This window comes from Cellulomonas sp. GTC20042 (assembly GCF_055389595.1).
Genome location: NZ_AP043678.1, coordinates 1,849,901 through 1,875,688 on the forward strand (window position 1 = coordinate 1,849,901; position 25,788 = coordinate 1,875,688).

21 protein-coding genes are annotated in these 25,788 nt (G+C 73.9%); 16 read left to right on the forward strand and 5 right to left on the reverse strand.

Going from position 1 to position 25,788, the window contains the following annotated elements; translation table 11 throughout:
- Positions 1-129: 129 nt before the first annotated feature.
- Positions 130-1,872 (reverse strand): DUF349 domain-containing protein, encoded by a 1,743-nt coding sequence (locus ACZ5HG_RS08490; protein WP_464181770.1) that lies wholly within the window; start codon positions 1,870-1,872, stop codon positions 130-132.
- The gene (locus ACZ5HG_RS08495) at positions 1,869-2,663 is read right to left on the reverse strand and encodes a peptidylprolyl isomerase (RefSeq protein WP_464181772.1); all 795 of its coding nucleotides are present in this window, start codon (positions 2,661-2,663) and stop codon (positions 1,869-1,871) included. The genes ACZ5HG_RS08490 and ACZ5HG_RS08495 overlap by 4 nt, the downstream gene beginning before the upstream one ends.
- A gap of 177 nt (positions 2,664-2,840) precedes the next feature.
- On the opposite strand from ACZ5HG_RS08495, the gene ACZ5HG_RS08500 reads away from it, so the two are divergent.
- Together ACZ5HG_RS08500 and hisS are read left to right on the forward strand one after the other, a co-directional pair.
- Positions 2,841-3,563 (forward strand): MBL fold metallo-hydrolase, encoded by a 723-nt coding sequence (locus ACZ5HG_RS08500; protein WP_464181774.1) that lies wholly within the window; start codon positions 2,841-2,843, stop codon positions 3,561-3,563.
- A 5-nt stretch (positions 3,564-3,568) separates the two neighbouring features.
- Complete coding sequence (gene hisS, locus ACZ5HG_RS08505; protein ID WP_464181776.1) at positions 3,569-4,927, forward strand: histidine--tRNA ligase; 1,359 nt, start codon at positions 3,569-3,571, stop codon at positions 4,925-4,927.
- Positions 4,928-4,947: 20 nt separating this feature from the next.
- Here hisS and ACZ5HG_RS08510 read toward each other — a convergent pair whose 3' ends face one another.
- Positions 4,948-5,481 (reverse strand): TspO/MBR family protein, encoded by a 534-nt coding sequence (locus ACZ5HG_RS08510; protein WP_464181778.1) that lies wholly within the window; start codon positions 5,479-5,481, stop codon positions 4,948-4,950.
- Positions 5,482-5,596: 115 nt separating this feature from the next.
- Between ACZ5HG_RS08510 and ACZ5HG_RS08515 the strand changes: the two genes are divergently transcribed.
- The 3 genes from ACZ5HG_RS08515 to ACZ5HG_RS08525 all read left to right on the forward strand — a co-directional run bounded on the left by ACZ5HG_RS08515 (position 5,597) and on the right by ACZ5HG_RS08525 (position 9,533).
- Positions 5,597-6,661, forward strand: a complete 1,065-nt coding sequence (locus tag ACZ5HG_RS08515; protein WP_464181780.1) for an Rv2578c family radical SAM protein — start codon at positions 5,597-5,599, stop codon at positions 6,659-6,661.
- Between the two features lie 197 nt (positions 6,662-6,858).
- Positions 6,859-8,667, forward strand: coding sequence for an aspartate--tRNA ligase (aspS, locus tag ACZ5HG_RS08520; protein ID WP_464181782.1), 1,809 nt, complete (start codon positions 6,859-6,861; stop codon positions 8,665-8,667).
- A 125-nt stretch (positions 8,668-8,792) separates the two neighbouring features.
- On the forward strand, positions 8,793-9,533 hold the full coding sequence (locus ACZ5HG_RS08525; protein ID WP_464181784.1) for a GNAT family N-acetyltransferase: 741 nt from the start codon (positions 8,793-8,795) through the stop codon (positions 9,531-9,533).
- A gap of 127 nt (positions 9,534-9,660) precedes the next feature.
- Here ACZ5HG_RS08525 and ACZ5HG_RS08530 read toward each other — a convergent pair whose 3' ends face one another.
- On the reverse strand, positions 9,661-10,023 hold the full coding sequence (locus ACZ5HG_RS08530; protein ID WP_464181786.1) for a hypothetical protein: 363 nt from the start codon (positions 10,021-10,023) through the stop codon (positions 9,661-9,663).
- A 7-nt stretch (positions 10,024-10,030) separates the two neighbouring features.
- The gene (locus ACZ5HG_RS08535; RefSeq protein ID WP_464181788.1) at positions 10,031-12,268 is read right to left on the reverse strand and encodes an MMPL family transporter; all 2,238 of its coding nucleotides are present in this window, start codon (positions 12,266-12,268) and stop codon (positions 10,031-10,033) included.
- A gap of 117 nt (positions 12,269-12,385) precedes the next feature.
- On the opposite strand from ACZ5HG_RS08535, the gene ACZ5HG_RS08540 reads away from it, so the two are divergent.
- The 11 genes from ACZ5HG_RS08540 (at position 12,386) to ACZ5HG_RS08590 (ending at position 25,742) form a co-directional block, all read left to right on the forward strand.
- Positions 12,386-13,807, forward strand: a complete 1,422-nt coding sequence (locus tag ACZ5HG_RS08540; protein WP_464181790.1) for a replication-associated recombination protein A — start codon at positions 12,386-12,388, stop codon at positions 13,805-13,807.
- 220 nt (positions 13,808-14,027) lie between these two features.
- Positions 14,028-14,654: a 30S ribosomal protein S4 gene (gene rpsD, locus ACZ5HG_RS08545; protein WP_464181791.1), complete on the forward strand. Its 627-nt coding sequence runs from the start codon at positions 14,028-14,030 to the stop codon at positions 14,652-14,654.
- Positions 14,655-14,835: 181 nt separating this feature from the next.
- A complete protein-coding gene (locus ACZ5HG_RS08550; protein ID WP_464181792.1) occupies positions 14,836-15,198 on the forward strand; it encodes a DUF948 domain-containing protein in 363 nt (120 codons plus the stop codon).
- Positions 15,198-15,632: a hypothetical protein gene (locus ACZ5HG_RS08555; protein WP_464181794.1), complete on the forward strand. Its 435-nt coding sequence runs from the start codon at positions 15,198-15,200 to the stop codon at positions 15,630-15,632. Before ACZ5HG_RS08550 ends, ACZ5HG_RS08555 begins: the two co-directional genes overlap by 1 nt.
- A gap of 126 nt (positions 15,633-15,758) precedes the next feature.
- Complete coding sequence (gene alaS / locus ACZ5HG_RS08560; RefSeq protein ID WP_464181796.1) at positions 15,759-18,446, forward strand: alanine--tRNA ligase; 2,688 nt, start codon at positions 15,759-15,761, stop codon at positions 18,444-18,446.
- Between the two features lie 17 nt (positions 18,447-18,463).
- On the forward strand, positions 18,464-19,036 hold the full coding sequence (gene ruvX / locus ACZ5HG_RS08565; RefSeq protein ID WP_464182128.1) for a Holliday junction resolvase RuvX: 573 nt from the start codon (positions 18,464-18,466) through the stop codon (positions 19,034-19,036).
- Positions 19,033-20,202, forward strand: coding sequence for an endolytic transglycosylase MltG (mltG, locus tag ACZ5HG_RS08570; protein WP_464181798.1), 1,170 nt, complete (start codon positions 19,033-19,035; stop codon positions 20,200-20,202). Before ruvX ends, mltG begins: the two co-directional genes overlap by 4 nt.
- Positions 20,199-21,149, forward strand: coding sequence for a shikimate dehydrogenase family protein (locus tag ACZ5HG_RS08575; RefSeq protein ID WP_464182130.1), 951 nt, complete (start codon positions 20,199-20,201; stop codon positions 21,147-21,149). Before mltG ends, ACZ5HG_RS08575 begins: the two co-directional genes overlap by 4 nt.
- Positions 21,150-21,299: 150 nt before the next feature.
- Positions 21,300-22,973 carry a GspE/PulE family protein gene (locus ACZ5HG_RS08580; RefSeq protein ID WP_464181800.1) on the forward strand — a complete coding sequence of 558 codons (1,674 nt, stop codon included), beginning with the start codon at positions 21,300-21,302 and terminating at the stop codon, positions 22,971-22,973.
- A 148-nt stretch (positions 22,974-23,121) separates the two neighbouring features.
- On the forward strand, positions 23,122-24,516 hold the full coding sequence (locus ACZ5HG_RS08585) for a type IV pilus twitching motility protein PilT (RefSeq protein WP_464181802.1): 1,395 nt from the start codon (positions 23,122-23,124) through the stop codon (positions 24,514-24,516).
- Positions 24,516-25,742 carry a type II secretion system F family protein gene (locus tag ACZ5HG_RS08590; RefSeq protein WP_464181804.1) on the forward strand — a complete coding sequence of 409 codons (1,227 nt, stop codon included), beginning with the start codon at positions 24,516-24,518 and terminating at the stop codon, positions 25,740-25,742. Before ACZ5HG_RS08585 ends, ACZ5HG_RS08590 begins: the two co-directional genes overlap by 1 nt.
- The last annotated feature ends 46 nt before the right edge of the window (positions 25,743-25,788 follow it).

A 25,788-nucleotide genomic window follows, 5' to 3' on the forward strand; every position in this document is an offset into this window, starting at 1 on the left:
GACCCGTGATCCTGCGGGTGTCCTGATCGCGGCCGGTCCCGGTCGTCGTGGTGCGTCGTCGGCGAGACGCCCGACGGGGCCCGCGATCAGGCGATCACGGGCCCCGTCGGGGTGCTGCGAGGCGGTGCGTCAGCCGCGCGACTCCTCGGCGGCGCGCTGCACCTGCTCCAGCCACGACCGGCGGGCGTCGAGGGCGGCCTGCGCCTCCTTGACCTTCCGGGCGTCGCCGCCGGCCTGGGCCTTGGCGAGGTCGGACTCGAGCTGCGCGATGGCGTTCTCGAGCTGCGCGGCCGCACCCTCGGCGCGGGCCCGCGTCTCGGGGTTGGTCCGGCGCCACTCGGCCTGGTCGGCGTCCCGCACGGTGGCCTCGACCGCGCGCAGGCGGGCCTCGACGCGCTGGATGTCGCCGCGCGGGACCTTGCCGGCAGCCTCCCAGCGGTCCTGGATCGAGCGCAGGGCGGACTTCGCGGCGGCCAGGCCGCGCGACACGTCGATCGCCTCGGCCTCGACGAGCAGGGCCTCCTTGACCTCGAGATTGGCGCCGAACTCGCGGTCGGTCGCGGCGTTCACCTCGTCACGGGCCTGGAAGAACGCGTCCTGGGCAGCACGGAACCGGGCCCACAGCGCGTCGTCGTCCGCACGGCTGGCGCGCCCTGCCGCCTTCCAGCGGGCCATCAGGTCGCGGTAGGCACCGGCCGTGGCACCCCACTCGGTGCTGGTCACGAGGCGCTCGGCCTCGCGGACGATCTCCTCCTTGGTGGCCTTCGCCCCCGCGTTGCGGGACTCGAGCTCGGCGAAGTAGTGCCGACGCTCGCGGTCGAAGGTCGTCCGCGCGTGGCTGAAGCGCTTCCAGAGCGCCTCCTCCGTCGGGCGGTCGATGCGCGGGCCGGAGCGCTGCGCGTCCTTCCACTCGTCCAGCAGCGCGCGCAGCTGCTCGCCCGCGGGGCGCCACTGCATGCGCGACGGGTCGGTGCCCGCGACCTTCTCGGCACGGTCCACGATCGCGGTGCGCGCCTCGACGGCGGCGGCGCGGGCGGCGGTGCGCTCGGCCTCCACGGCGGCACGACGCTCGGCGGCGGCGCCGCGCAGGCCCTCCAGGCGGGTGCGGAGCCCGTCCAGGTCACCGACGGCGGCCGGCTCGGCCAGCTCCTCGGTCAGTTTGGCGAGGGTCTGGTCGATCTCCTTGACCGCGAGGTCGGTGGCGGTCAGGCGGGCCTCGAACAGCACGACCTTGGCCTGGAGGTCCAGGAACCGGCGGACGTAGAGCGCGAGCGCCTCGTCGGCACCGGCACCGGGGAACTGGCCCACGGCGCGCTCACCGGCGGGCTCGCGCACGTAGACGGTGCCCTCCTCGTCGACCCGGCCGAACTCGGCGGCGGCGGCCGCCTCGGCGGAGTCGTCCGGCGCCGGGACCGGCACGGCGGGTGCGGCCGGCGCGGCGCTCTCGGCGGCGGGGGTCGCGGGGCGCGGCCGGGGACGCATGGCGCTCGGCAGCGGCGGGCGCGGGCCCGGACGGGGGGCGGGGGTCGTCGCGGCGGGTGCGGCCTCGGCCTGCACCTCGGCGTCCTCCGCGGCGGTCTCCGGCTCGGTCTCGGACGCGGCGGGCTCGGCTGTCGCGTCGCTCACCTCGGCCTCGACGGGCGTGGGCTCGGCCTTGGCCTCGGCCGGGGTGGCGACCTCGTCGGTGGTCTCCGGCTCGGCGGCCACGGCCTCCGGCGCGGTCTCGGCCGGCGTCGCGACCTCGGCCTCGGTGGCCGTCTCCTCGGCGACCGGGGCGGTCTCCGGCTCCGTCGGCTCGGTGGTCGGCGCGAGCGCAGCGTCGACCGCGGCCTCGTCGCTCTCGGGGCCGTGCTGCTCGGGCGTCTCGGTCACTGGGTCTCCACTCCCTCGATGGTGACGGGGATGGCCGGGGTGCCGTCGGAGGCACCCCCGCTCACGCCCGCGTCAGCGATTGCCTGCACCACGTCGAGTCCTGACGTGATGCGGCCGAACACGGTGTAGCCGCCCGCGGTGTCGGACGGGATGGTCGAGTCCTCGTAGACGAGGAAGAACTGGCTGCCCATCGACTCGCCGTCGCCGCCCTGGCGGGCCATCGCGATGGTGCCGGCCGGGTAGACGTCGTCCGAGGGCGCGTTCTCGATCGGGCCCCAGGAGTAGCCGGGGCCGCCGGTGCCGGTGGCGGTCGGGTCGCCGCACTGGAGCACGTAGATGCCGCTGGTCACGAGCCGGTGGCAGGCGGTGTCGTCGAAGTAGCCCTCCTGGGCCAGCGTGACGAAGTTCGCGACGGCCTGCGGGGCGACGTCGCCCTCGAGCTCGATGCCGATGTCGCCCTGGTCCGTGGTGATCGTGCCGGTCCAGGTGCGGTCCTCGGCGAGCGAGATGTCGGGCAGCACACCACCGTTGCCGGTGCGGGCCTCGGTGGAGGCGGTCGACGCGTCGGTCGCCGTGCTGGCGGAGGCCGAGGGGCTCGGCGAGGCGCTGGCGTCATCGCCGCGGGACAGCCCGATCGCCGCGGCGACACCGCCGACGACGACGAGCACGCCCACGACGGAGCCCGCGATCACCTGGGTGCGACGACGCTGCGCCCGTCGCACCTGCTGGCGCTCCTGCCACTTCTCGTACCGGCGGCGCTCGTACTCGCGCTCGCGCTTGCTGGACGGCACGCACACTCCTCGGTCTCGGTCACGAGGCCGCGGGGGACCGCACCGTCGCAGACGTCGACGGCGCACGGCTCCCGCACCCGCCGGACAGTCTAGGCAGCCCGGACCCGTCCGACGGCATCGACGGTGCGGTGCGTCGGGTCGGTGCGGCGCGGGACCGGTCCCGGCTAGCGTGACGGGGTGCGCATCCTCGCCCTGGTGGCCCCCGTCTTCGGCACGAGCTGCTACCTCCTGGTGGCCGACGACGGCGCCTGCGTCGTGGTCGATCCGGGTGGCGGCGCGGCCCCGCTGGTCGAGCGCGCGGTCGCCGAGCACGGGCTGCACGTGGTGGCCGTGCTCGCCACGCACGGGCACCCGGACCACGTGTGGGACGCCGCCGCGGTGGCGGGTGCCGCCGGTGTCCCGCTGCGGCTGCACGCCGCCGACGCCGCAGCGGCGATCGATCCGCTGCACGTGCTGGCCGGGGGAACAGGTCCGGCCTCGCTCGCCGTGGGCGGGGCGCTGGCGGACGCGCTGCGTTCCGCCGGACGGGACCCCGGCACGTACGAGGTCCCGGTGGTCGAGGCGTTCGGCGAGGTGGCGCCGGAGGGCGGCCGGTCCGACGACGTCACGCTCGACCTCGGCGGGATCCGGGTGCTCGCGCGGCACGCGCCGGGCCACACCCCGGGATCGACGCTGTACCTGGTCGAGGTGGACGGCGCACCGGTCGTGCTCACCGGCGACGTGCTGTTCGCCGGCAGCGTCGGCCGCACCGATCTGCCCGGCGGCGATCCCGCGGTCATGGAGCGGACCCTGCGCGAGGTGGTGCGTGCGCTGCCCGCCGACGCGCACGTGCTGCCCGGCCACGGCCCCGCCACCCGCACGGACGTCGAACGTCGCACCAACCCCTACCTGGCAGGATGACCCCCATGGCACGCCCCACCCCGCTGTCCGGCTTCCCCGAGTGGCTCCCCGACGGTCGTCTCGTCGAGCAGCACGTCCTCGACACCCTGCGCCGCACCTTCGAGCTGCACGGGTTCTCCGGGATCGAGACCCGCGCGGTCGAGCCGATGGACCAGCTGCTGCGCAAGGGCGAGACCTCCAAGGAGGTCTACGTGCTGCGCCGGCTCCAGGAGGACAGCGGCGAGGCGGGCAAGGACGCCGGGCTGGGCCTGCACTTCGACCTCACCGTGCCCTTCGCGCGCTACGTGCTGGAGAACGCCGGACGGCTGGCGTTCCCGTTCCAGCGCTACCAGATCCAGAAGGTGTGGCGCGGCGAGCGCCCCCAGGACGGCCGGTTCCGCGAGTTCGTGCAGGCCGACATCGACGTGGTCGGCTCCGGGGACCTGCCCTACCACTACGAGGTGGACCTGCCGCTGGTGATGGCGGAGGCGCTGGGCGCGCTGCGCGAGATCGGCGTGCCGTCGGTGCGGATCCTGGTGAACAACCGTCGCGTCGCCGAGGGCTTCTACCGCGGGATCGGGCTGGACGACGTCGAGGCCGTGCTGCGCAGCATCGACAAGCTGGACAAGATCGGCCCGGAGAAGGTCGTCGCGCTGCTGGTCGCCGAGGCCGGTGCCACCGACGCGCAGGCGCGGGCGTGCCTGGACCTCGCCGCGATCTCCGGCGAGGACACGGGCGTGATCGACCGGGTGCGCGCGCTCGCGGCCGCCCACGGCGTCGAGTCCGAGCTGATGGAGCAGGGTCTGACCGAGCTGGCGCAGCTGATCACCGCCGCCGCCGTGCGCGCGCCGGGGGTCGTCGTCGCCGACCTGAAGATCGCGCGGGGCCTCGACTACTACACCGGCTCGGTCTACGAGACCGTGCTGGTGGGTCACGAGCAGCTCGGCTCGATCTGCTCCGGCGGCCGCTACGACACCCTCGCGTCGGACGGCGCGAACACCTACCCCGGCGTCGGCCTGTCGATCGGTGTCTCGCGGCTGGTGTCCCGGCTGATCTCCGGCGGTCTGGTGCGGGCCACCCGTGCCGTGCCCGCCGCGGTGCTGGTCGCGGTCACCGACGAGGAGACCCGGGCGGCCTCCGACGCGGTGGCCGCCGCCCTGCGTGCCCGGGGGATCCCGGTCGAGGTCGCGCCGACCGCCGCGAAGTTCGGCAAGCAGATCAAGCACGCCGACCGTCGGGGGATCCCCTTCGTGTGGTTCCCGGGCGCCGACGCCGCCGATCAGGTCAAGGACATCCGCTCCGGCGAGCAGGTGGACGCCGACGCCGCGACGTGGGCGCCGCCGGCCGAGGACCTGTGGCCCCGGGTGGTGCCCGCGGAGGTCTGAGTCGCGGACCGCGCGCGGGCTCAGGCCAGCGCGGCGATCCCGGCGTTGAGCGTGGTCGCGTACAGCACCCAGGCGAGGTACGGGCCGAGCAGCCACGCCGCGCCCGGGGTCAGCCGGTGGAAGGCCACGATCGTCGCGACCAGCGCCACCTCCAGCGCGAGGATCACCGCCAGCCCGAGGCCGAGCTGCTCGGCGCCGAAGAAGACCGGCGTCCACGCCGCGTTCAGCGCCAGCTGCGCGCCGTAGAGGGTCAGCGCCGTGCGCGCCCCGCGCCAGCCGTGCTCGCGCCACACCCACCAGGCGGCGACCGCCATCGCGGCGTAGAGCACCGTCCACACCGGCCCGAACAGCGCGTCCGGCGGTGTCCAGGACGGCTTCGCGGCGTCCTGGTACCAGCCGTCGACGCCGGACGCGGAGGCGAGACCGCCGACCAGGGCGACCGCGACGCTCAGGGCCAGCAGGCCACCCAGCACCAGCCAGCGGCGGGTGGCGGACGGCGCGTGGGGTCCCGGGTCGGTGGCCGGCTCGTACGGGGTGGCGGGTGCGGTCGTCATGCCTCCACCGTCCGGCGGCCCGGCCGACGCGGCAACCCGGCGGGTCTCGGACGGGCTCGTCGACCGGGCGCGCGGAGATCTTGCCTCTCGTTCGAACGCGTGTTCGAATGGAGACATGCGATGGGACGGGCAGAAGCTGGGCGACGAGAGCGGTGGCGACGCGCTGCCCGGCCTCGCGCTCGCGGGCCTCGTCCGCTCGGTGCGCACCCCGGAGTTCGCCGGGGTCACCTTCCACGAGGTGCGCGCCCGCTCGGCCCTGAACAAGGTGCCCGAGGCCTCGGACATGCCGTTCCGGTGGACGGTCAACCCGATGCGCGGCTGCCTGCACGCCTGCGCGTACTGCTTCGCCCGGCCCACGCACGAGTACCTGGGGATGGGGGCGGGTGCGGACTTCGAGACCCAGATCGTCGTGAAGACCAACGTGGTCGAGGTGCTCACCGCCGAGCTGCGCCGCCGTAGCTGGGCGCACGAGCACGTGGCGCTCGGCACCAACACCGACCCCTACCAGCGGGCCGAGGGCCGGTACGCGCTCATGCCGGGGATCATCGGGGCGCTCGCGGCCTCCGGCACGCCGCTGTCGCTGCTGACCAAGGGCACGCTGCTGCGCCGCGACCTGCCGCTGCTCGTGGAGGCCTCCGGGCAGGTGGGCGTGAGCCTCGCGGTGTCCCTGGCGATCGGGGAGGAGCAGCTGCAGCAGGCGCTGGAACCGGGCACGCCGACCCCGCGCGCCCGGCTGGCGCTGATCCGGGCGGTCCGGGACGCCGGGCTGGACTGCGGGGTGCTCGTGGCGCCGGTGCTGCCCTGGCTGACCGACGGCACCGCGCACCTGGACGGGCTGTTCGCCGACCTGGCCGAGGCGGGCGCGTCCTGGGTGACGGTGATCCCGCTGCACCTGCGCGGGCCGGTGCGGCCGCTGATGCTCGCGTGGCTGGCCGAGCACCGGCCGGACCTGGTGGCGGGCTACCACCGGCTCTACCGGCGCGGGGCGAACGTGCCGGAGGAGTACCGGCGGTGGCTGCGGGACCGGGTGCGCCCGCTGCGCCACCGGTACGGGCTGGGCCACCCGCCCGGGCCCGCGTCGGAGGGGGAGCCGTCCTTCGCGCCCTGGCGGCGGGGTGCGGGCGGGACGTCGCAACCCGTGGCGAGTGGTCCGGCGATCCTGCAACCGGCGCTGTTCTGAGCGGGGGATCGGGGTGCGGGGCGGATCGGGGGGTGCCGGTGGGCGGTGAGCGGGGCGAGCGACGCGCGGACCCGACCGGCAGCGAGCGAGGGAGGCGACGCGCGGGCTCGACCGGCGGTGAGCAGGGCGAGCGGCCCGCAGTAGACTCGCGGGGCTGCCCGCCGTGGCCAGCGCCCCACCACCTGAGAGGACCTGTCGTGCTGCGCACCCACACCGCCGGCTCGCTGCGAGCCGAGCACATCGGCACCACCGTCACCCTGACCGGGTGGGTGGACCGGCGTCGCGATCACGGTGGCGTGGCCTTCGTGGACCTGCGGGACGCCTCCGGCATCGCCCAGGTGGTGATCCGGGACGAGGCCGTCGCGCACGGGCTGCGCGCGGAGTACGTGCTCCAGGTGACCGGCGAGGTCGGCCGCCGTCCCGCGGGCAACGAGAACACCGCGCTCGCCACCGGCGAGGTCGAGGTCGTCGCCACCGAGGTCGTCGTGCTGAACGAGGCGGCGCCGCTGCCGTTCCAGGTCTCCTCCTCGCTGGACGAGCCGGTCGGCGAGGAGGCGCGCCTGCGCCACCGCTACCTCGACCTGCGCCGGCCGGCTCCGGCCAAGGCGCTGCGCCTGCGCTCGAAGGCCAGCCAGGCCGCGCGCGGCGTGCTGGAGGCGCACGAGTTCGTCGAGGTCGAGACCCCGACGCTGACCCGCTCCACCCCGGAGGGCGCCCGCGACTTCGTGGTGCCCGCCCGTCTGGCCCCCGGCTCCTGGTATGCGCTGCCGCAGTCGCCGCAGCTGTTCAAGCAGCTGCTCATGGTCGGCGGCGTCGAGCGCTACTACCAGATCGCCCGCTGCTACCGCGACGAGGACTTCCGCGCGGACCGTCAGCCGGAGTTCACCCAGCTCGACATCGAGATGTCCTTCGTCGACCAGGAGGACGTCATCCGCCTGGGCGAGGAGCTGCTCGTCGCGCTGTGGGGCCTGATCGACCACCAGGTGCCGACGCCGCTGCCGCGGATGACCTACGCCGAGGCGATGGCCCGCTACGGCACCGACAAGCCCGACCTGCGCTTCGGCCTGGAGCTGGTCGAGCTGACCGCGTTCTTCGCCGACACCCCGTTCCGGGTGTTCCAGGCGCCCTACGTGGGTGCCGTGGTGCAGCCCGGCGGTGCCTCCACCCCGCGCCGCGGCTTCGACGCCTGGCAGGAGTGGGCCAAGCAGCGCGGCGCCAGGGGCCTCGCGTACGTCACGGTAGCCGAGGACGGCACCCTGGGCGGGCCGGTCGCCAAGAACATCTCCGAGGCGGAGCGCGACGGCCTGGTCGCCGCTGTGGGCGCCCAGCCGGGCGACGCGGTGTTCTTCGCCGCCGGCAAGGCCTCCGAGGCGCGGGGGCTGCTCGGTGCCGCCCGCCTGGAGATCGGCCGTCGTGGCGGCCTGATCGACGAGTCGCAGTGGTCGTTCCTCTGGGTGGTCGACGCCCCGCTGTTCAAGCCCACCGGCGAGGACGACGACGTGGCCGTGGGCGACGGCGCCTGGACCGCGGTGCACCACGCCTTCACCTCGCCGACGCCGGAGTGGATCGACCGCTTCGAGGAGTCGCCGGGCGAGGCGCTGGCCTACGCCTACGACATCGTGTGCAACGGCAACGAGATCGGCGGCGGCTCGATCCGTATCCACCGCCGCGACGTGCAGGAGCGCGTGTTCGCGACGATGGGGATCGGCGAGGAGGAGGCCCGCGAGAAGTTCGGCTGGCTGCTCGACGCCTTCCAGTTCGGCGCCCCGCCACACGGCGGGATCGCGTTCGGCTGGGACCGCGTGGTCGCGCTGCTGACCGGCTCGGAGTCGATCCGCGACGTCATCGCGTTCCCGAAGTCGGGTGGCGGCTACGACCCGCTGACCGGTGCGCCGGCCCCGATCTCCGCGCAGCAGCGCAAGGAGGCCGGTGTGGACGCCAAGCCCAAGGACGCCACGAAGGACGCCGAGAAGGCCGCCGCGGAGCAGACCGCGGCCCAGAGCTGACCGCCGGGACGCCGGGGGCGGGCCACGGCCCGCTCCCGGACCCCTGGTCCCGCGACGAGCTGCTGCTCGGCGAGCGGGAGGAATGGCTGCCGGGCGCCTGGGAGGTGGCCGGGGACGCGCTCTGCGTGGTGCTCGAGCAGGTGGCGACGCCCGGCGGTGACCCGGCGACGCGCGGCCGGATGCTCGTCGCGCTGGACGGATCCGCGGGTGCGGGTCACGACGACGGCGCGGGCAGCAGCAGCGCCGGCCACGACGACGACCTCAGCCGTGCCACCACCGTGCCGCTGGTGCGCCGGGCGCTGGCCCGCGACCCGGGCACGCTGCGGCACGCCTGGGTCCCCACCGCCGCGATGCCGGACCTGCGCGACGCGCTGCTCGCCGACGGCCTGCGGCCCAACCGCACCGGCTGGGAGTGGATGGTGCTGCGCACGGCCCCGACCGAGGTCACCGCGGAGCGCCGGCTGCGCGTGCTCACCCCCGACGACCGGGAGGCGGCGGTCGCGTGCCTCGCGGTGTCCAACCCCGGCACCGAGGCGGTGCCGCTGGCCGAGGGCGAGCGCTGGTGGGGCGTCGACGACGCCGAGGACACCGGCGGCGGGCTCGCGGGCGTGATCGGCGCGGGCTGGACCACCGGCACCGTCGGCGGTGCGGGCTCGTGGCACCTGCACGGCCTCGGCGTGCGCCCGGGAGCGCGCGGGCAGGGACTCGGGGCGGCGCTGACCGCCGGGGCGTCCCGCGCGCTGCTCGCCGACGGCACCGAGTGGGTGTCGCTGGGCATGTGGGACGACAACGACGGCGCGCGTCGGATCTACCACCGGCTCGGCTTCCGCACCGTGCACCGGCTCACCACGCTGCACCGTCGCTGACCCGCGGCACCGGCGCCGACCCCGCAGCCCCGCTGCTCAGCGCGGGGGCGGTCGGCACCTGCGCGCCTGTGCCGCCGTCACGCGTGCGCCCGCGCCCGCGCCGCCCCGCCGCCCGCGCCCCGCCCGCTCACCACCGGGTCGGTGGCGGCACCTCCCCGCTGAGCCCGCGGTGCGGGCCGGACGGCGCGTCGATCTCCGGCACCCCGACCTCCTCGCCGTGGGTGGCGTCGGCCCGCAGCACCACGGGACGCAGCCGGTACGAGCGCCGCCACACGGGCACCAGCACCCCGACCGAGACCAGCACGTGCACGCCGATCACGAAGAAGACGAAGCCCGCGCTCGCCCGCATCTGCGGATCCGTGCTGCCGGTGCGGGCGACGATCTCCAGCACGAGCCACACCAGGGGCGCCGCGAGCACCGCCGTGCAGAGCCGCGAGACGCGCAGCGCGCGCCGGTAGGCGAGGCGGTCGACGGGCAGCGGGCGCGGCACGGGCGGGTCAGTGCGTGATCGCGAGCTTCTCGTACACCCGGCGCAGCGGGCGCGGGGCCCACCAGTTGAGGTCGCCGAGCACGGTCATCGTCGCGGGCACCAGCAGCAGCCGGACCAGCGTGGCGTCGATCAGCACCGCCACGGCCAGCGAGAAGCCGACCTCCTTGATCACCAGCAGCTCACCGGCGACGAAGCCGGCGAACACCGCGATCACGATGGCCGCCGCGGAGGTGATCACCCGGCCGGAGCGCTGGAGGCCGAGGCGCACCGCCTCGTCGTTGGGCACCCCGCGGTCGTGCAGCTCCTTGATCCGGGACAGCAGGAACACCTCGTAGTCCATCGCCAGCCCGAACGCGAACGCGATCACCAGGGCGAGCACGTAGGTCTCGATGCCGCCGGTGGGCTCGAAGCCGAGCAGCCCGGACAGGTGCCCGTCCTGGAACACCCAGACCAGCACGCCGAGGGAGGCGCACAGCGAGATCGCGTTGGTGAGCAGCGCCTTGATCGGCACGAGCACGGAGCCGGTCATCAGGAACAGCAGCACCAGCGTGGCGACGGCGACGATGCCGAGGGCCCACGGTGCGCGGTCGACCAGCGCGTCCACGAAGTCGATCTGGTTGGCGGCCTGCCCGGACACCCAGGCGTCGAACGGCAGCTCGAGCGCGCGCAGCTCGTGCACGACGTCCTGGGCGACCCGGCCGCCGGGGTCGGTGGCGTCGGGGCGCACCCCGATCACGACCAGCGACCCGGCCACCGCCGGGGCGTCCACGGAGGCGACGCCGTCGATCGCCTCGATCTGCGGGATGACGGCCTCGGCCTCTTCGAGGGTGGTCTGGGTGACCACCTGCACGGCGGCGCTGGACGAGCCGGGGTACTGCTCGGCGAGCACCCGGACGAACTCGCGCTGCGGGCTGCTGAGCGGCAGCAGCTGCGTGGTGGAGTTGCGCAGCTCCAGGTGCAGCAGCGGGGAGGCGAGCACCAGCAGGATCGCCAGCGACCCGCCCATCACCCACCACGGCCGGCGCTGCACCCGCGCGGTGAGCCGGGAGAACGCGCCCTCCTCGGACTGCACGTCGGCGGTGCGCGCCAGCAGCGACCGCAGCCCGGGCACCCGGGACAGCAGCGCGGGGCGGGCGAGCCGCCGGCCGGTCAGCACGAGCAGCGCGGGGACCAGGGTGAGCGCGGTGGCCACCGCGAAGGCGATCACCGCGACGCTGCCGGCACCGAAGGCGCGCAGGATCTCCTGCCGGAACACCAGCAGCCCGGCGATGGACACCGCGACGGTGACCGCGGAGAACGCGACGGTGCGTCCGGCGGTGGCCATGGTGCGGATGATCGCCGTGGTGACCGCGCCGTCGCCACGGCGTCGCCGGGCACCCTGGCCCTCGTCGTCGCCGAGGGTCGCGGACAGCTCCTCGCGGAAGCGGGAGACCACCAGCAGGCCGTAGTCGATCGACAGGCCGAGCCCGAGCACGGTGACGACGTTGACCACCGAGGACTCCATGTCGGTGATCAGGTAGGACAGCCCGAGCAGCGCGCCGAGCCCGCCGGCGATCGAGGCCAGCGCGCCGACCAGCGGCATGGCGGCGGCCAGGAAGCCGCCGAAGACCAGCACCATGATCAGCAGCGCCACCGGCAGCGCGACGGCCTCGCCGGTGGTGAGGTCCTTCTCGACCTGGTCGGTGATCGCGGAGACGATCAGCGAGGTCCCGCCGACGATCCCGGTGGCGTCCGGCGCGACGTCGTGCAGCGCGGCGGGCACGGCCTGCATCGCGGCCTGCACCTGGTCGAGGGCGGCGGACCGCGCATCGTCGCCGAGCGCGGGGTCGAGCTCGGCCACCACCAGGAACCCGTCGCCGTCCTGGGCGAGCAGGGGAGCGGCGGCGGGGTTGGCGACGCCGTCGGGCAGCACGTAGGGGTCGATCACCGAGACGACGCCGTCCACGGCCGTGATCTCCTCGCGCGCGGGCGCCAGCGCCTCGGCCATCCCCTCGGCGGCGGGGTCGACGTCCTGCACCACGAGGGTCAGCGAGGCGCCGGAGGTGCTGGCGTCCGCGAGCAGCTCGTTCGCGTGCGCGCTGTCCGACCCGGGGACGACCGGCTCGCCGGTGGACAGCCGGTCGAAGAGGTTCTGCCCGTGCACGCCGAACAGGGCGAGCGCCAGGCAGGCGGCCGTGATCACCAGCCAGACGAGGACCGTCAGACGGGGGTGGCGGGCGACCGTGCGGCCCAGGCTCTCGAACACGCAGGTCAGCATCGCAGGCCGGAGGGCTGCCGCGCATCATCGGTGGTGGCGCGGCGGGGCGCCGACCCGCGGACCGGGTGGTCCGCGCCTGTGGGCGGGGCTGCGTAGGCTCGCGGCATGGACCTGTTCGACTCGGTGACCTCGACGGCGCAGGGCACCCCCGCCGTGCAGGCCGGGGCGCCGCTCGCGGTGCGGATGCGACCGCGCACCCTCGCCGAGGTCGCCGGGCAGGAGCACCTGCTGGTCCCCGGGTCGCCGCTGCGCCGCCTGGTCGACCCCTCGGATCCGGCCACCCGTCGTGCCGCGCCGTCCTCGGTGGTGCTCTGGGGGCCGCCCGGCACCGGCAAGACCACGCTGGCCTACCTGGTGGCCTCCGCCTCCGGGCGCCGGTTCGTCGAGCTGTCGGCGGTGACCGCGGGCGTCAAGGACGTGCGGCAGGTGGTGGAGGACGCCCGGCGCCGGCTGGCCGCCGACGGCACCGAGACCGTGCTGTTCATCGACGAGGTGCACCGGTTCACCAAGGCCCAGCAGGACGCGCTGCTGCCGAGCGTGGAGAACCGCTGGGTGACGCTGGTGGCCGCCACCACGGAGAACCCGAGCTTCTCGGTGAACTCGCCGCTGCTGTCCCGCTCGCTGCTGCTGACGCTGCAACCCCTCGGCCCGGACGACGTCGCGGCGCTGGTGGCCCGCGCGGTGGAGGACGAGCGCGGGCTGGGCGGCGCCGTGCGGCTCACCGAGGAGGCGACCGAGCACCTGCTGCGGCTGGCCGGCGGGGACGCGCGCAAGGCGCTGACGATCCTGGAGGCCGCCGCCGGTGCCGCCCTGGAGGAGCGGCAGGCGCGGCTGGCCGATCCCGACGCGGAGCCGCCGGACCTGTCCGAGCCCGCCGAGGTGGACCTGGCGACCGTGGAGCGGGCGATCGACGTGGCGGCGGTGCGCTACGACCGTGACGGCGACCAGCACTACGACGTGATCAGCGCGTTCATCAAGTCGGTGCGCGGCTCCGACGTGGACGCCTCCCTGCACTACCTGGCGCGGATGATCGCGGCGGGGGAGGACCCGCGGTTCATCGCCCGCCGGATCGTCATCTCCGCCTCCGAGGACGTCGGCATGGCCGATCCGAGCGCCTTGCAGACCGCGGTGGCGGCGGCGCAGGCGGTCGCCCTGATCGGCATGCCGGAGGCGCGGATCATCCTGGCGGAGGCCGTGGTGCACCTGGCGACCGCTCCGAAGTCGAACGCGGCCTACCTCGGCATCGACGCCGCGCTGGCCGACGTGCGCGCCGGGCGGATGGGCTCGGTGCCGGCGCACCTGCGGGACGCGCACTACGCCGGCGCCAAGCAGCTCGGCCACGGCACGGGCTACCTCTACGCCCACGACCACCCGCACGCCGTCGCCGCGCAGCAGTACCTGCCGGACGATCTGGTGGGCACCCGCTACTACACGCCCACCGACAACGGCTACGAGCGGCAGGTCACCGAACGGCTGACCCGGATCCGCTCCGTGCTCGACCAGGCGCCGCCGCCGGAGGCGCGCTGACCTCCGCCGGACCGGGCCACCGCGCAGGTGCGGTAGGCTTCTCAGGTTGTCTGCCGCCGGTCACGGCTGCGGACCGACACCCTGGGGCCCTAGCCAGCGCCACCGCACCGCCCGTCGTCCGCGACGGGCGAGGCACCGGCGCACGAAGGTCGGCCCCGCGCCCGCACCGGAACCCTCCGGACCGGGTGTGCCGTGAACGAGTACGACAGGAAGTAACCCCATGAGCAGCGTGACCCGCTCGCGTCGCCAGGTGCGCCTCTCGCGCGCCCTCGGCCTCGCCCTGACGCCCAAGGCCGTCAAGCACTTCGAGAAGCGCCCCTACCCGCCCGGCGAGCACGGCCGTGCCCGTCGTCGCACCGAGTCGGACTACGCGGTGCGTCTGCGCGAGAAGCAGCGTCTGCGCGCCCAGTACGCGCTGCGCGAGAAGCAGCTCGCCCGCGCCTACGAGGCCGCCCGCAAGGCCCCGGGCCTGACCGGTGAGGCCCTGGTCGAGGACCTCGAGACCCGTCTGGACGCGCTGGTGCTCCGCGCCGGCTTCGCCCGCACCATCCTGCAGGCCCGCCAGGTCGTCGTGCACCGTCACATCCTGGTCGACGGCAAGATCGTGGACCGTCCGTCCTTCCGCGTGAAGGAGGGCCAGACCCTCCAGATCAAGCCGAAGAGCCAGACCACCGTGCCGTTCCAGGTGGCCGCCGCCGGTGCCCACCGCGACGTGCTGCCGGCCGTCCCGGGCTACCTGGACGTGCAGCTGGAGAAGCTCAGCGCGGTCCTGACCCGTCGCCCGAAGCGCGCCGAGGTCCCGATCACGTGCGAGGTCCAGCTCGTGGTCGAGTACTACGCCCGCTGACGCGAGCCCACGCACGACGCCCCGCACGGCCCGCCAGACGGTGCCGTGGCGGGGCGTCGTCGTTCCCGGCCCGTGCGCACCGTGGGTCGGGACGCGGCGGGTCGGGGGGCCGCGGGCGCGGCCTGCCGGCGGGTAGGGTTCTCCAGGACGTAGACACCGGGCTCGGAAGAAGGACGCGCCAATGCTGGGAGACATCGCGGGGCTGATCGCCGCCATCGCGTTCGTGCTGCTCGTGGGCGCGCTCGCGCTGCCGCTGGTCAAGCTGGGCAAGGTCCTGGACGAGACCCGGCAGTCGGTGCGCGAGCTCACCGAGCACACCGTGCCGATCCTGGACGAGGCGACCACCACGGTCTCGCAGACCAACGTGCAGCTGGAGCGGGTGGACGCGATCACCTCCTCCGCGGCGACGGTCACCCAGAACGTCTCCGCGCTGTCCTCGCTGTTCGCGGCGACGGTGGGCGGTCCGATGATCAAGGTCGCGGCGTTCTCCTACGGGGTGCGCCGGGCGATCTCCTCGCTCACGGGCCGCGGCAAGGCCCGCTGATGGCCCGCCTGCTCTGGGTCGCCGTCGGGGCGGCCGCCGCCGTCGCCGGGGCCCGCAGGCTCGGGCTGATCGGCGTGCCGGAGGCCGGCTCGGCCGGTGCCGGCGGGGGAGCGGCCGCCGGGGCGCGTGCCGCCTTCCGCACGATGTCCTCGGCCGCCGGGGCCGCCCGCGCGCTGACCGACGCCCGCCGGGAGTTCTCGATCGGCATGGCCGAGCGCGAGCAGCAGCTGCGTGACGACCTGCTCGGCGACGTGGACGTGGACGCCCTGCGCGCCGCCCGCGCCGAGCGCCGTGCCGCCGCCGAGGCCGAGGAGGACACCGCGGAGGACGCGCGCGATCGGGCCCGCACGGACCGGGCCCGCCGAGGCTGGGCGGACGAGCCCACCGAGGACCCGGACGACGGCGAGGGCGACCTGCCGTACGCGTTCTACTGATCGCCGGCCGCAGCAGCACCACCCAGACACATGACCACCGGTCGTCCGGCGCGGGAACACCACCGCGCCGTGCGACGCTGAGCACCACAGGCGCCGGGACCGCCCGGCCGAGACGACGAGGACACCATGCGCACCGCCGAGATCCGCCAGCGTTGGCTCGACTTCTTCGAGAGCCGCGGCCACGCCGTGGTGCCCTCTGCCCCGCTGATCTCTCCCGACCCCTCCACGCTGTTCGTGATCGCCGGCATGGTGCCGTTCATCCCGTACATGCTCGGTGAGCAGACCGCGCCGTGGCCGCGTGCGACCAGCGTGCAGAAGTGCGTGCGCACGCTCGACATCGAGGAGGTCGGCAAGACCACCCGCCACGGCACGTTCTTCCAGATGAACGGCAACTTCTCCTTCGGCGACTACTTCAAGGAGGGGGCGATCACCTTCGCCTGGGAGCTCATCACGACGCCCCAGGACCAGGGTGGTTACGGCTTCGACCCGGAGAAGATCTGGGTCACCGTCTTCCACGAGGACGACGAGGCGGCCGAGCTGTGGAAGAAGATCGCCGGCCTGCCGGACGAGCGCATCCAGCGCCGGGGCATGAAGGACAACTACTGGTCCACCGGTGCGCGCGGCCCCGCGGGCCCGTGCTCGGAGATCTACGTCGACCGCGGCCCGGAGTACGGGCTCGAGGGCGGCCCCGTCGTGGACGAGGACCGCTACATCGAGATCTGGAACCTCGTGTTCATGCAGTACGAGCGCGGGAACGGCGGTGGCAAGGAGGACTTCCCGATCCTCGGGGAGCTGAAGCAGAAGAACATCGACACCGGCATGGGCCTGGAGCGCGTCGCGTTCCTGCTCCAGGGTGTCGACAACATGTACGAGATCGACGAGGTCTTCCCGGTGATCGAGGCGGCGCAGGCGCTGTCCGGCCGCCGCTACGGTGCCGACCACGAGGACGACGTCCGGATGCGCGTGGTCGCGGACCACGTGCGCTCCGGCCTGATGCTGATGGGCGACGGGGTCGTCCCGTCCAACGAGGGTCGCGGCTACGTGCTGCGCCGCCTGCTGCGTCGTGCGGTGCGCGCGATGCGCCTGCTCGGGGTCGAGGAGCCCGCGCTGCCGCACCTGCTGCCGGTGAGCAAGGACGCGATGAGCCCGTCCTACCCGGAGCTCGCGCGCGACTTCGAGCGGATCGCGAAGGTCGCCTACGCCGAGGAGGAGTCGTTCCGGCGCACCCTCGCGGCGGGCACCACGATCCTCGACCAGGCGGTCACCGAGGCGAAGGCCCCCGCGGGCACCTCCTCGGTGCTGTCCGGCGAGAAGGCGTTCCAGCTGCACGACACCTACGGCTTCCCGATCGACCTCACCCTCGAGATGGCCGCCGAGCAGGGCGTCTCCGTGGACGAGAAGGCGTTCCGCGCGCTGATGCAGGCGCAGCGGGAGCGGGCGCGCGCCGACGCGCTGGCCAAGCGTGCCGGCCGCACCGACACCGCGGCGTACCAGGACCTGCACTCCACGCTGGCGGGCGGCGGCAAGGCCGTCGAGTTCGTCGGCTACACCCAGGCGCAGTCCCGGTCCCGGGTGGTCGGTCTGCTCGTCGACGGCGTGCCCGCCCCGGCGGCGACCGCCCCGGCGGACGTCGAGGTCGTGCTGGACGTGACCCCGTTCTACGCCGAGATGGGTGGCCAGCTGGCCGACCACGGCACGATCGTGCTGGACGGCGGCGCGACCATCGAGGTCGACGACGTGCAGGCGCCGGTCAAGGGCCTGCCGGTGCACCGCGGCCGCCTGGTCGAGGGCACCGTGACCCTGGACGAGCCCGGAACCGCCTCGATCGACACCGACCGCCGCGTCGCGATCAGCCGCGCGCACACCGCCACGCACCTGGTGCACAAGGCGATCCGCGAGTCCCTGGGCGACACCGCCACGCAGGCCGGCTCGGAGAACGCGCCGAGCCGGGTGCGCTTCGACTTCCGCAGCGGCCAGGCGGTGCCCGCCGGCGTGCTGTCCGAGGTCGAGGAGCGGGTCAACACCCGCCTGCAGGAGGACCTCGAGGTCACCGACCAGGTGATGCCGATCGCCGAGGCGCGCGCGCTGGGTGCGATGGCGCTGTTCGGCGAGAAGTACGGCGACCAGGTGCGCGTGGTCTCGATCGGCGGCGACTGGTCGCGCGAGCTGTGCGGTGGCACCCACGTGCGCCGCTCCGGCGAGCTCGGCCTGGTCACGCTGCTCGGCGAGTCCTCGATCGGCTCCGGCGTGCGCCGGGTCGACGCGCTGGTCGGTGCGGGCGCCTACGGCTTCCACGCCAAGGAGCACGCGCTGGTCGGTCAGCTGTCCGGCCTGCTCGGCGCCCGCCCGGACGAGCTGTCCGACCGGGTGTCGTCGCTGATGGCCCGGCTCAAGGAGTCCGAGAAGGAGCTCGCGTCGGTGCGCGCCGCCCAGGTGCTCGCCGCGGCCGGCTCGCTGGCCGCCGCCGCGCAGGACGTCGACGGCGTCCGCGTGGTCGCCCACGACGCCGGCGAGGTCGGCGCGGACGACCTGCGGACCCTGGTGCTCGACGTGCGCTCCCGCCTGGGCGAGTCCGCCCCGGCGGTGGTCGCGGTCGGCGGCGTCGCCAAGGGCCGTCCGGTCGTGGTGATCGCCACCAACGCGTCGGCGCGCGAGCGCGGCGTGCGGGCGGGCGCCCTGGTCAAGACCGCGTCCACGGTGCTCGGCGGCGGCGGTGGCGGCAAGGACGACCTCGCCCAGGGTGGCGGCTCCGACGCGGCCCGGCTGCCGGAGGCGCTGACCGCGGTCCGCGACGCGATCGGGGCGAGCGCCTGAGCGGCGGCGGCGTGCCGGTGGACCCCGACGAGGTCGTGCGGGGCTCCCGGCTCGCGGTGGACGTCGGCTCGGTGCGGGTCGGTCTCGCGACGAGCGACCCGGACGGGCTGATCGCCACCCCGGTCGCCACGCTGGCGCGTGACACGCGTCGTCCGGCGCCCGGCGCGCTGCCGTCGGACCTGGCCGCCATCGTCTCCGAGGTGCAGGAACGCTTCACCGCGGTGGTCTACGTCGGCCTGCCGCGGCACCTCTCGGGGAACGAAGGCGCTGCGTCGGCCGCCGCGCGCGCGTACGCTGGTGCGCTGGCGCAGGCGATCGCCCCGGTGACGGTGCGGCTCGTCGACGAGCGGATGAGCACGGTGTCCGCCCATCAGGCGCTGCACGCGTCCGGCCGAGCCGGACGTCGTCACCGCAGCGTCGTCGACCAGGCGGCCGCGGTGGTGATCCTGCAGGCCGCGCTGGACCAGGAGCGTTCGACGGGTCGCCGACCCGGTGAGCGGGTGGAGGCACCCGTGGACGCGACTGCCCGGCGCGAGGGGAGCTGCGGGCAGGCCGGACCAGCAGGACAGACCGAAGGGACGACCGAGTGAGCGACCTCTTCCTCGGGGCGCAGCCCGCGCAGGGCAACGGCGAGCCGCCGCTGCCCTCGCGCCGCTCGCGCCGTGAAGGCCAGGAGCAGCGGACCCAGGAGCGCAAGCACCGGCGGCGGCGCAGCATCACCGTGCTCGCGCTCGCCCTGGTGCTGGTCGGCGGTGCCGCCTTCGTGGTGTGGAGCATCGTCGGCGGCCTGTTCGAGAGCGGCGGCGGCTCCGAGGCGGGGGTCAGCGACTACCCGGGCCCCGGCACCGGCGAGGTGCAGGTCGTCGTCGCCTCCGGCGACACCGGCGGAGCGATCGGCCAGACCCTGCACGACGCGGGCGTCGTCGCCACCGTCAAGGCGTTCACCACCGCCTACGCCGCGAACCCGAGCGCCGTCTCGATCCAGCCCGGCACCTACGCGCTCCAGCAGCAGATGAAGGCCAGCGACGCCGTCACCGCCCTGCTCGACCCCGCGAACCGGGTGTCCAACCGGGTGACCATCCCCGAGGGCTACACCGCGAGCCAGGTCTACCAGCGGATCTACGAGATCACCGCGATCCCGGTCGAGGACCTCCAGGCCGCCGCCGCCGACCCTGCCGCGATCGGTCTGCCGGCCGAGGCGAACGGGGTCGTCGAGGGCTGGCTGTACCCGGCGACCTACGAGGTGGAGCCGGGCAGCACCGCCGCAGGCGTCCTCTCCCAGATGGTCGCGCAGACGGTCAGCGTGCTCACCAGCAAGGGTGTCGCGCAGGACCAGTGGGAGACTGTGCTCAACAAGGCGTCGATCATCGAACGCGAGGGCAAGCGGCCGGAGGACCTGCCGAAGATGGCTCGCGTGATCGAGAACCGGCTGGCCAGCGGCTGGCTGCTGCAGATCGACGCGATCGTGGCCTACGGCCTCGGCAAGTCCGGCAGCGAGCTCACCTACGCCGACACCATCCAGGCGCAGCCGCCGTACAACCCGTACAACACGTACAAGGTCTCCGGCCTGCCGCCCACGCCGATCTCGAACCCGGGATCTGCGGCGATCGACGCGGTGCTCACCCCGGCGGACGGGCCCTGGTACTTCTGGGTCACCGTCAACCTCGACACCGGGGAGACCAAGTTCGCCGTGACGAACGACGAGCACGACGAGTACGTGGACGAGCTGCGCGCCTGGGAAGAGGCCAACTCCTGACCGAGGCCCGCACCGCGGCGGTCCTCGGCCACCCGATCGCGCACTCGCTGTCCCCGCGCCTGCACCGGGCCGCCTACGCGGCGCTCGGGCTGGACGGGTGGCGGTACGACGCGATCGACGTGACCGAGGACGCGCTGGCGGCGTTCCTGGACGGCCTGGACGGCACCTGGGCGGGGCTGAGCCTCACCATGCCGCTCAAGCAGACCGTGATCGGGCTGCTCGACCACGTGGAGCCGCTCGCGTCCGTGGTCGGCGCGGTGAACACCGTCCTCGTGCAGCCCGGCGGGCGGCGACCGACCCTCACCGGGGCGAACACCGACGTGCACGGCATCGTCGCGGCGCTGGGGGAGGCGGGGGCGCTGCCACCGGCCGACCACGGCACCGGCGCGGCCGCGGGCCTGCACGCCGGGCACGCGCACGCGGGGCCGCACGACCACGCCGAGCACCACGACGGTCCGGGGGATCGTCGCGACGCCGTGGTGCTCGGTGCCGGGGCGACGGCGGCGTCCGCGCTGGCGGCGCTGGCCGAGCTCGGCTGCCCGGTGCCGGTGGTCTACGTGCGCTCGCTCGGCCGGGTCGGACCGTTGTCGCGCGCCGCGCACCGGATGGGCGTCGAGCCGGTGTACCGGCCGCTCGCGGAGGCCGTCGACGGGCTGGCGAGCGCCGACCTCGTGGTGTCCACGCTGCCGCCCGGCGCGGCCGACGCCCTGGTGCCGGACCTGCTGGCCGGAGGGCCGGTCACGCCCGGAGCGGCTCTGCTGGACGTGGCCTACGACCCGCGCCGCAGCCCGCTGATGATCGCGTGGGAGCAGCTGGGCGGTCGCGCGGTGGCGGGCGAGCGGATGCTGCTGCACCAGGCCGGCGAGCAGGTGCGGCTGATGACCGGCCGCCCCGCGCCGCTCGACGCGATGGACCGCGCGCTGGTCGAGGCGCTGCCGGAGGCCTGAGCGGCCCCGGACGGATGCGCGGACCGGAAAGCGGTTTCACCCCCGATCGCGGGAACCCACCCGAAGGGGTGCTCATCTGCACCCGTCCACCTGCCGATGGTCCCTCCAGGGCAGGTGCACCATCCTGCCCCGACGGTGGAGGGACACAGGGTGAAGCAGCTCGGCGAGATCCTGCTGGACGAGGGCCTGGTCAGCGAGGCGCAGCTCATGGCGGCGCTGGACGAGCAGATGGCACGGGGGCAGTCCCTCGGGCGCACGCTGGTCGAGATCGGGGTCCTCACCGAGGGACAGCTGGTGGCGGCGCTCGCCCGCCAGGTCGGCATGGCCTTCGTCGACCTCGACGAGTACCCGGTGGACCGCTCCGCGGTCTCGATGGTCCCCGCGGCGCTCTGCCGCCGGTACACGGTGCTGCCGGTCGGCTTCCAGGACGGCTCGTTGATCCTCGCCACCGCCGACCCCGGCAACGTGGTCGCCGTGGACGACGTGCGCACCGTGTCCGGCATGTCGGTGCTGCCGATCGTCGCCACCTTCGAGAACCTGTCCCGCGCGATCGACCGGTTCTGCCGCGCCGACGGCGAGATGGAGGACCTGTCCTCCGCCTTCGAGGAGGAGCAGCGGCCCGCCGACCTCGACCTGAGCAAGATCGGTGACAGCGTCGAGGACGACGCCCCGATCGTCCGCTACGTGAACCTGCTGGTCACCCAGGCGATCAGCGACCGCGCCTCGGACATCCACATCGAGCCCACCGAGCACGACCTGCGCGTGCGGTACCGGATCGACGGCGTGCTGCACGAGATGCAGCGCTCGCCCAAGCAGATCCAGGGCGGCGTGATCTCCCGCGTCAAGATCCTGTCCGACATCGACATCGCCGAGCGGCGCAAGCCGCAGGACGGCCGCATGTCCGTCACGCACAACGGTCGCAAGATCGACCTCCGAGTCGCCACCCTGCCGACGGTGTGGGGCGAGAAGATCGTCATGCGTATCCTCGACAACTCCACCGCGAGCCTCGACCTGCGCGACCTGGCGTTCCTCGACCACAACTACGAGACCTACCGCGAGGCGTACACCAAGCCCTACGGGATGATCCTGGTCACCGGCCCGACCGGCTCCGGCAAGTCGACCACCCTGTACGCCACGCTCAACGCGGTCTCCAAGCCGGAGATCAACGTGATCACCGTCGAGGACCCGGTCGAGTACCGGCTGCCCGGGATCAACCAGGTGCAGGTCAACCCGAAGGCGGGCCTGACCTTCGCCGGTGCGCTGCGCTCGATCCTGCGCTCCGACCCGGACGTGGTGCTGCTCGGTGAGATCCGTGACCACGAGACCGCGCAGATCGCCATCGAGGCCGCGCTCACCGGTCACCTCGTGCTGTCCACCCTGCACACCAACGACGCGCCGTCCGCGGTCACCCGCCTGGTCGAGATGGGCATCGAGCCCTTCCTCGTCGGGTCCGCGCTCGACGCCGTCGTCGCCCAGCGGCTCGCCCGCCGCCTGTGCGCCAAGTGCGCCGAGCCGTACCTGCCCACCGAGACCGAGCTGATCGCCGCCCGGTTCCCCTGGGTGCCGGGGGAGACCATCCCCGAGCTGTTCCGCCCCGTCGGCTGCGTCGCGTGCTCCCGCACCGGCTACCGCGGGCGCGTCGCCCTGCACGAGGTGATGCGGGTGACCGAGGACATCGAGCGGCTCGCCGTGTCGCGGTCCTCCTCCGCGGAGATCGCAGCCGTCGCGCAGCAGCAGGGCATGATCACGCTCCGCGACGACGGGTGGCAGAAGGTCGCGCTGGGGCAGACGTCGGTGGAGGAGATCCTGCGCGTCGTGGCGTGAGCCCACGCCCCGAGCGCACCGGCGACGGGCCGACCGGGTGGAACCCGAGGTCAGGGCTCAAGGCCCGGTCGCGGTGAGCCGATGCATGCAGACGGAGCAGAGCACCGGAGCCGCAGGTGAGCGGCCCGGACCGACGAAGGGTGTGACGGTGAGCGAGACCTACCCGGGTGACCCCGGGCAGCAGACGAGGCCGCTGCCGCCCTACACGCCGCCCGCCGGCACGGCGCCGGTCGCGCAGCCCGCGGCGCCCGCCGCCGCACCGGGAGCCCCCGCGGCCCCGGCCGGGCAGCGCCCGCCGACCTCGCGCGCCGCCCTGCGCACCCAGCAGCAGGCGCGGGTCGGCATGGGTGACGGCGCCCGTCCCACCGACCTGGCGCTGGACGACGTGCTGGTCGCCATGGTGCAGGCCGGCGCCTCCGACCTGCACCTCACCGCCGGGGCCCCGCCCACGGTGCGCCTCGCCGGCACCCTCCAGCCGCTGCCCGGCTTCGAGCCGCTGGAGGGCGAGTCGCTCAAGCGCACGCTCTACTCGGTGCTCACCCAGAAGCACCGGGAGAAGTTCGAGGCGGAGCTCGAGCTCGACCTGTCGTACTCGGTGCGCGGCCACGCGCGGTTCCGCGTCAACCTCTACCAGCAGCGCGAGTCGATCGGGGCCGCGTTCCGCGTGATCCCCTACGAGATCAAGCCGCTCGAGCACCTCGGGATGCCGCCGGTCGTCGGCAACTTCGCCGGCCTGCCGCGCGGCATGGTGCTGGTCACCGGCCCGACCGGCTCCGGCAAGTCGACCACGCTCGCCTCGATCATCGACCTGGCCAACCGCACGCGGGCCGACCACATCATGACCGTCGAGGACCCGATCGAGTTCCTGCACCGGCACAAGAAGTCGCTGATCAACCAGCGCGAGGTGGGGGAGGACACCCACTCCTTCGCCCAGGCGCTCAAGCACGTGCTGCGGCAGGACCCCGACATCATCCTGGTCGGCGAGATGCGCGACCTGGAGACGATCTCGGTCGCCCTCACCGCCGCGGAGACCGGCCACCTGGTGTTCGCCACCCTGCACACCCAGGACGCCGCGCAGACGATCGACCGCATCATCGACGTGTTCCCCGCCCACCAGCAGGCGCAGGTGCGCACCCAGCTGGCCGGGGCGATCCAGGGCGTCGTCTGCCAGACGCTGTGCAAGCGCGCGGACAGCCCGGGACGCACCGTCGCGACCGAGGTGCTGATCGCGACACCCGCGATCCGCAACCTGATCCGCGAGGGCAAGACGCACCAGATCTACTCGGCCATGCAAGCCGGCGCCCAGCAGGGCATGCACACCATGGACCAGCACCTCGCCGACCTGGTGAAGCAGGGGCGGATCTCCTACGAGACCGGCCTGGAGAAGTGCCACCACGCCGAGGACTTCAACCGGCTGACCGGGCGCTTCGGCGGCGGTGGCCAGCTGGCGCAGGGCGGGGTGCCCGCGCAGCAGGCCATGTACGACTCCTACCCGCCGGTCGCCGCCCCCGCGGCGTACGGGCAGCCCGGAGGGGCGCTCTGATGGCCGACGCGAAGGTCTTCGAGTACGCGGTCCGCGACCGCGAGGGCAAGGTCGTCAAGGGCCGGATCGAGGCGGCGAACCAGGCCGCGGTCGCCAACCGGCTCAAGACGATGGGCCTCGCGCCGACGTCGATCACCGAGGTGCAGACCACCGGCCTGCAGCGCGAGATCCACATCCCCGGCTTCGGGGAGAAGATCTCGCTCAAGGACCTCGCGATCATGACGCGGCAGATGGCGACCATGGTGTCCGCCGGCCTGTCCCTGATCCGGACGCTGTCCATCCTCGCCGACCAGACCGAGAGCAAGCCGCTGGCGAAGGTGCTCGGCCAGGTCCGCTCCGACGTCGAGACCGGCCTGTCGCTGTCCGCCGCGATGCAGAAGCACACCGACGCGTTCCCGCCGCTGATGATCAACATCATCCGCGCCGGCGAGGTCGGCGGCTTCCTGGAGAAGTCGCTGCTGTCGGTCGCGGAGAACTACGAGTCCGAGGTCAAGCTGCGGGCGAAGATCAAGTCCGCCATGACCTATCCGGTGATGGTGTTCATCATGGCGATCGTGGCCGTGGCGGCGATGCTGATCTTCATCGTGCCGGTGTTCCGGGACATGTATTCGGACCTCGGTGGGACGCTGCCTTTCCCGACGTTGATCCTCGTGTACGTCTCGAACGCGATGAAATGGATCACAATCCCGCTCGTCGTGCTCGTGGTGCTCGGCATCTCGTGGTGGGGAAGGCACAAGAACGACCAGTCGGTGCGCGAGCGGGTCGACCCCTGGAAACTCAAGGCCCCGGTGTTCGGCGACCTGGCGCGCAAGATCGCCGTGGCCCGGTTCGCCCGGAACTTCGGCACCATGATGGGCGCCGGCGTCCCGCTGCTCCAGGCGCTCGACATCGTCGGGCAGACCTCCGGAAACTGGGTCATCGAGAAGGCCATCACGGACGTCCAGGAGGCCGTCCGTCGAGGTGAGACGCTCAGCGGGCCGCTCGCCAACCATCCCGTCTTCCCACCGATGGTCGTGCAGATGCTCGCCGTCGGCGAGGACTCCGGTGCGATGGAGACGATGCTCGAGAAGGTCGCGGAGTTCTACGACCAGGAGGTCGAGGCGACCACCGAGCAGCTAACGAGCCTCATCGAGCCGCTCATGATCGCGTTCCTCGGCGTGATCGTCGGCGGCATGATCATCGCCCTGTACCTCCCGATCTTCAACGTCTACGACCTCATCGAGTGAGGCCTTCGGGCGTGGCGACCGGGTGAACGCAGGATTACCCCCGTTC